This window comes from Actinophytocola sp., assembly GCF_049647105.1.
Classification (GTDB): domain Bacteria; phylum Actinomycetota; class Actinomycetes; order Mycobacteriales; family Pseudonocardiaceae; genus Actinophytocola.
The window spans coordinates 1-6,837 of record NZ_JBARWZ010000005.1 but is presented as its reverse complement, the minus strand read 5'-3'; the positions used below and the strand labels follow the sequence as shown (position 1 = coordinate 6,837).

4 protein-coding genes are annotated in these 6,837 nt (G+C 69.2%); all 4 read right to left on the bottom strand.

Annotation, left to right across the window (positions count from 1 at the left end; genetic code table 11):
- Positions 1 to 414 precede the first annotated feature (414 nt).
- Complete coding sequence (locus WBA97_RS00260) at positions 415 to 2,883, bottom strand: glycoside hydrolase family 172 protein (RefSeq protein ID WP_424228559.1); 2,469 nt, start codon at positions 2,881 to 2,883, stop codon at positions 415 to 417.
- The gene (locus tag WBA97_RS00255) at positions 2,883 to 3,887 is read right to left on the bottom strand and encodes a substrate-binding domain-containing protein (RefSeq protein WP_424228558.1); all 1,005 of its coding nucleotides are present in this window, start codon (positions 3,885 to 3,887) and stop codon (positions 2,883 to 2,885) included. Before WBA97_RS00255 ends, WBA97_RS00260 begins: the two co-directional genes overlap by 1 nt.
- A gap of 53 nt (positions 3,888 to 3,940) precedes the next feature.
- On the bottom strand, positions 3,941 to 4,912 hold the full coding sequence (locus WBA97_RS00250) for an ABC transporter permease (RefSeq protein WP_424228560.1): 972 nt from the start codon (positions 4,910 to 4,912) through the stop codon (positions 3,941 to 3,943).
- 74 nt (positions 4,913 to 4,986) lie between these two features.
- Complete coding sequence (locus tag WBA97_RS00245; RefSeq protein ID WP_424228557.1) at positions 4,987 to 6,555, bottom strand: sugar ABC transporter ATP-binding protein; 1,569 nt, start codon at positions 6,553 to 6,555, stop codon at positions 4,987 to 4,989.
- Positions 6,556 to 6,837 lie beyond the last annotated feature (282 nt).

Here is a 6,837-nt window from a genome sequence, read left to right as displayed (position 1 = left end):
CACGAAGAGCCGACAGATCTTTCACAAGACAACCCACCACCAACATCAGCAACAGGCGTCAGCATCTTTCCGAGTCAGACCCTCCACGGGTCTCCATCCACACACATCATCATCACTGCGTCTTTCGGGACATCGCGCCAGTCCGCCACCTCTGACAGAACGCCGCTGGGGGCGGCGTCCGTTGTGCGACCGGACAAACTGAGACGAATGTCGGTGGATTCAGGTTGAGCGTCCCGAAAGCGCCATTCCAGCCATGTCCCCGCGTCTTTCACGGCATCGAATTGCCTCCCACTGACCAGCGGAAAGGACTTTGCCGACCCCTTTCGGGAAGCTGACTTTGGTGCCCGGGGGGACGCCTTCGCCGCCGTGGGGGGACTACGGCGAAGGCATCCCTTTCATGTCCCCCGGCTCCGGTCAGCCGCGGGACAGGACCCGGTAAGTGGCCGCTGACCAGGCGGGCCCGCCATCGGCGGGCTGGATGGTCACGGTCACCGAACTCTTCCCCTCGGTCGCGGACGCGGGCAGCTCGAAGCTGTCCTCCAGCCACCGCGAGTGCGCGTTGCCGAGTGGCTGCAGCCACTCGCCGACCCGCTTGCCGTTCACCAGCACGGTCGCGCGCTGGTACGCCGCGTTCTGGTCCCCCAGTCGCAGCAACCGGACGCCCTTGTTGTCCTGTGCCACCTCGACCGTGAACGACACTTCTCCCGTCGCTGCGGTGACACCTCGCGTTACCGGGGTGGTGTCGCCGCGGCCCTCTACCGTCGACGTGAGCGAGCCCCGGGTCTCCCCATCGGCCGTGTACCCGTGCTCGGTCCGGCTCGCGTCGTCGGCGGCGTCGACGGTGTCCGTCTCGGTCAGCGACTTCCCGGCCGTGCCGTACCAGTACGCGGTCGAGCTGTAGTCCGCGGGCTCGTTGTCCGCCGGGCCGTGCTCGATGTCGAACCTCAGCGAGCTGCCGAAGGACACCGCGTCGCCGACCATGAGCCGGTACGCGCCGGTGCAGTCGTACCGGCAGCCGTCGCCGTCGAGTTCGTACGCCGGGTTGCCCGCCTCCGGCATGACGTAGGTGGTGCCGTCCCGGAAGTACCAGCCGGACTCGTAGAAGTCCTCGCTGCCGGTGCCGTACAGCGCCGGGCTCGCCGCACCGTCCACGTACACGGTCTCGTCGCCCTCGAGATAGTTGCGGCGGTTGCCGGACGGGATGTTGCCGCGCATCGACTGCGTCACCCCGTAGAACACCCCGGTGCCCTCGGCCTCCAGGAAGTTCCACGACTGGTCCGGCACGGCGTCGCCGCGGCGGTGGGTGGCGTTGAAGTGCCCCAGCTCGCCGGCCGACAGGCCGCCCGCCACCGCACGGTCCTGCGCCGAGGTCACCTCGACGACCGCGCCCGTGATCGGCACGCCGCTGCCGTTGACCAGCTCGACGGTCGCCGACGTCCCGTACGGCATCGGCCACCACGCGGTGTACCAGCCGTCAGCGGTGGCGTCGATCGACGAGAACAGCGTGCGGGTGTCGTACTCGCCCAGCCCGGAGCCGAAGAACTCGCCGACGGGGGCGTCCACGGTGGTCTTGCCGTCGAACGTGGCCCGCAGGCGCGCGCCCGCCAGCACCGCGTCGGACGCCGTCACCTCCGCCGGGTCGGCCGGGTAGCGGAACACCCGCGACCCTTCCCAGCTCTGGTTGCGGATCGTGTACCCGTGGGCGGTCTCCTCGCCGTCGTGGGCGGGGCCGAGGTCGAGCACGTCGGTGCGGGTCCACGAGCCGCCGAGCTTCGAGTGCACGTCGTACCGGAACTCGTTGACGTCCAACGCGGACGACACGTACTCGACGCCGACCTTGAGCGAGGACTTGCCCTTCGTCACCGAGGCCGGGACCTCGACGACCTGGTCGAGCCACTGACCGTTGCGCACCGGCCCGCTCTCGACCCGGCCGACCTCCTTGCCGTTCACCGTGATCCGCGCGACCTGGTCGGCGATCGTCGGGTCCACGCGCCTGGTGAGCCGCACACCGTCGTTGTTCTTGTCCACGGCCACGGTGAAGGCGCTGCTGCCACCCGCACCGAACGCACGGCCGTCGCTGCCGACCCGGGGGCTTGCCACCACCTGCGGCAGCCGCACCCGGACCTGCGACACCCAGCCGGAGCCGGACAGTGACGCCACCGGCGCGGCCGCACCTGACGCGACGTCACCGGCGAACCGCTGCGCCGACGCGCCGGGCAACGCGGGCTTGGGGTCGCGGATCCCGAAGCCCCGCAACCGGTTCACCACGTCCTGCGCCGCGTCGCGCGGGTTGAAGGTGGTCACCCCGCGCGCGTCGGTGAACTCGCGGTAGGTGACGTGGTAGAAGAACGGGTCCTTCTGCACGGTCACCCGCATCGACTCCCGGTACGGCATCGGCACCTTGACCACCGAGCCGCCCGCGGTGTCGTCGCCGTTGCCGACCAGCGGCCACACGAACGGCGCACCCGCCTTGCCGTCGACCAGTTCAGCCAGCAGCTCGTCGACCACCACGCGACCGTCCAGCTCGACCTTGATCCGTCCGTTGTGGACCATCGAGCCGTAGTCGCGGGTGAACCACATCGAGTCGATCTCGCCCGCGCCCCGGCGTTCGGCGATCACGCAGCCGTCGCCGGAGTGACGCAGGCACGAGTAGGTGTTGTTGAAGCCGTCGTTGTTGCCGCCGGTCCGGTCGAAGCTCGAGAACTGCCGCACCTGGCTGTCCGGCCGCAGCTGGGCGGCCGCCGTGAGGTCGCGGTAGGTCTGCCAGCCGACCGGACCCTTGCCGGTCAGTGAGTCCTGAGTGGATGGTTCGGCCGGCGCGGCCGGCGCCGCCACGAAGGCGGCGGCGCCGAGCATGGCCGCGAGCACGACTCTGCCGCGCATCAGCTGTTGGCCTCGTTGTAGACGGTGGCCGCGTTGTCGATCGTGATCAGCTCCGTCTCGAGGGTCTGCTCCTTCGGCGCGTCCTGGCAGTCGATCAGCAGCTTCTTGGCCGTGTCGACGGCTTCCTGGCCACCGGTCGGGTAGATCAGCGTGGCCGAAAGGCGACCCTGCTCGACCGCCTTCAGGCCACCGGACGGGATCGGCAGACCGTCGATGCCGATGAACTTCATGTTCTTCTCGATGCCCGCGGCCTTCGCCGCGAGGTACGCGCCCTCGGCCATCGGGTCGTTGTGCGCGTACAGCACCTGGATGTCCGGGTGTGCCTTGAACAACGCGTCCGCCTGCGCCTGGCCCTTCTCCCGCAGCCAGTCACCGTCGACGCTCTGGACGATCTCGATGTTCTTGCCCTCGATGCCCTCGCGGAACCCGTCGCCACGTTCCTTGGCGGGGGTCGCGCCGGCGAGACCGCGGATCTCACCGATCTTGCCGCCGTTCGGCAGCAGCGTCGACGCGACGTACTCGCCCGCGGTGCGGCCGATCTCCACGTTGTCCGCGCCGATCCACGTCGTGTAGGCGTCACCGTCGACCTTGCGGTCCAGCACGATCACCGGGATGCCCTTGTTGTAGGCCTTGGCCACCACCGACGTCAGCGGCGTCGCCTCGTTCGGGCTGATGATCAGCAGGTCGATCTGCTTGGTGAGGAAGTTCTCCACATCGGACACCTGCTTGGCGTTGTCCTGCTGCGCGTCGGCGAACTCCACGCTGAACTGCGGCACCTTCTCCGCCGCGGCCCTGATGTCGTCGTCCATCCGCTCGCGGTACGGCTCGGCCACGTTCGCCTGGCTCATACCGATCGTGTACTTGCCGTCGGGGCCACCGCACTCACTCTCCTGCGCACCCCCGCCACCCTGGCCACTGTTCTCGCTGGTGGTTCCACATGCGGCGGACAGACTGAGCGCGGTTGCCGCGGTGAGCACGGCGGCCACGGCACGACGACGGGCCATGTCGGATCCTCTTTCCTGGTTTGACAGACGGTGTGGCAGAGATGTGTGAGAGGTCAGGCGGTCGGCCGCAGGCGTTGCAGCCCGGCGGCGACGACGATGACGAGCCCCTTGACGAGCAGCTGGACGTTCGGGTCCACGCCGTGGAGGCCGAGGAAGTTGTTGAGCACGCCGAGGAGCAGCGCGCCGGCGACCGTGCCGACGACCGAACCGCGACCACCCATCAGGCTGGTGCCGCCGATGACGACGGCCGCGATCGCGTCCAGCTCGTAGCCGAACCCGTCGTTGGGGCTGCCCTGGTTGAGCTGACCGGCGTGCACGATGCCGGCCAGTGCCGCCAGGAACCCGCAGATGCAGAACACGATGACCTTCACGCGGGTCACCGGTACCCCGGAGAGCCGCGCGGCCTTCTCGTTGCCGCCGATCGCGTACACGTGGCGGGCGAACGCGCTGGTGCGCAGGAAGACGATCGCGACGACCGCGACCACCGCGAAGATCAGCGCGGGGATCGGCACGATCCCGTTGAACGTGCGCTCCCCCAGCAGGGAGAACGCGACCGGCGCCTCGCCATCTCCGTCGCCGTACGCGATGGCGACGCCCTGACCACCCGACCAGATGCGTGCGAGACCGCGGGCGATCTGCATGCCTGCCAGCGTGACGATGAACGCCTGTATGCCGAACAGTGCGGACGCCATCCCTTGCAGGAAGCCGAAGAACAGGCCGATCGCCAACACGATCACGACGGTGGCGAAGACCCCGAAGTCGTCGTTCACCATCAGCACGGCCGATCCGACCGCGGCGAGCCCGAGCACCGCGCCGACGGACAGGTCGATGCCGCCGACGAGGATCACGAACGTCATGCCGACGGCCATGATCCCGATCTCGGACATCGCACGGACCACGTTGGCGAGGTTGTCTGCGTCGAGGAACAGCAGTTCGCCGTTGTGCCGTGGCGAGAACACCACGGCCACGACGAACACCGCGACCAGCCCGAACAGGCTCTGGAAGCGGAACAGCGCGGACACGATGTCCGTGCGCGACTTCCGTTGCCGCGTCGGCGGTTCCGGCTCGGCACCGGTCTGCTGAGTGGTCACCTCGCTGGTCACGCCTCTCCTCCCGAAACATCCACCGCAAGCGCCGCGCTGCCCTCACCCATCGACGCGGCCAGCAGGTCGGCCTCGCCTGCCTGCCTCGTGTCCAGCTCCCGCACGCTGCGCCCGCCCGACAGCACCACCACCCGGTCGCACACCCCGACCAGCTCGGCCAGCTCCGACGACGCGAGCAGCACCCCGATCCCCTGCTGCGCCGCCTCGCCGAGCAGCTGGTAGATCTCCGCTTTCGCGCCGACGTCCACGCCGCGCGTCGGCTCGTCGAGCAGCAGCAGCACCGGTTCGGTCAGCAGCATCCGGCCGAACACCACCTTCTGCTGGTTGCCGCCGGACAACGTGCCGACCGCGTCGCCGATGGACCCGAGCTTCACCTTCAGCTCACCGGTGATCCGCCGCACCGCACCGGTCTCTCGTGCCCTCGGCACGAACCCGGCGCCGCTGATCCGGTCCACAATGGACAAGATGGTGTTCGCGGTGACCGAGTGATCGAGCGAGAGGCCCGCGATCCGCCGGTCCTCCGGCACGAGCGCCATGCCCGCGCGCAACGACCTGCGTGCGCCACGTGGGCGGAAAGCCTTGCCACGGAACAGGATCTCGCCACGTAGCGTTCCGGGAGAGCCCGCGCCGTACAGCGTCTCGAGCAGCTCCGTGCGCCCCGAGCCGAGCAGTCCGCCGACGCCGACGATCTCGCCGCGCCGGACGGTCAGGCTGATGCCGTCGGGTTCCCGCCGCCCGGACCGCTCGCGGCGCGGGGTGAGCACGAGGTCGGTGACCCGCAGGATCTCCTCCCCCGGGTCGACGTCCCGCGTGCGGAACATGGCCTGCACCGGCCTGCCGACCATGGCCTCCGCCGCGGCCTCCGCCGTCAGCTCACGCGCGTCGAACCCGGCGACCACCGCGCCGTTGCGCAGCACGGTCGCCCGGTCGGCGATGCGGCCGATCTCGTCCATGCGGTGGGAGATGTAGACGATCCCGACCCCCGCCCTGCGCAGCTCGGAGATCACCGTGAACATCTGCTCGACCTCGACGGGCGAGAGCGCGGACGTCGGCTCGTCCATGATCAGGATCTTGGCGTCCAGCGACAGAGCCTTGGCGATCGTCACCAGCTGTTGCTCGCCGGTGCGCAGCTCGCCGACCGGTCTGCGCGGGTCGAGCGTGACACCGCATCGCTCCAGAAGCCCCCTGGTCACCTGGTTCATGCGGCGCCGGTCGACCGTGCGCAGCCGGGTCCTCAGCTCGCGGCCGAGGAAGATGTTCTCCGCCACCGTGAGGCCGGGCACGAGGTCGAGCTCCTGGTGGATCATCGCGACGCCCGCGCGCTGCGCGTCGGCGGGCGCGGCGAACCGCACCGGCTCGCCGTCGATGGAGACCGTGCCCTCGTAGTCGGTGACATCGCCGGAGAGGATCTTCATGAGCGTCGACTTGCCCGCGCCGTTCTCACCGAGCAGCGCGTGCACCTCTCCGGCCCGCACGGTGAGGTCGATGTCGCGGCAGGCGCGCACACCACCGTACGACTTGCTGATGCCGATCATCTCGACCAGCGGGTTGACAGCGTTGTCCATGCTCCCTCGTCGCCAGTTCAGCGTCTGGGAAATCGATTACCCGAGACGCTAGGGGCGAGGCTGGACGGTGTCAAGAGGCACAACGAAGGGTCCCGCCCGCCCCCAAACCCGCGTGTCCAACACCCACGACCCGCGAGTCCAACCGGCATGACCCGCGAGTCCACGGTTCAGGACCCGCGAGTCCACGGTTCAGGACCCGCGAGTCTTCGGTTCGGGACCGATGAGTGGGCGATTCGCGTTGCGGCCCCGCGGTTCCGAACCGTGGACTCGCGAGTTCCGAAC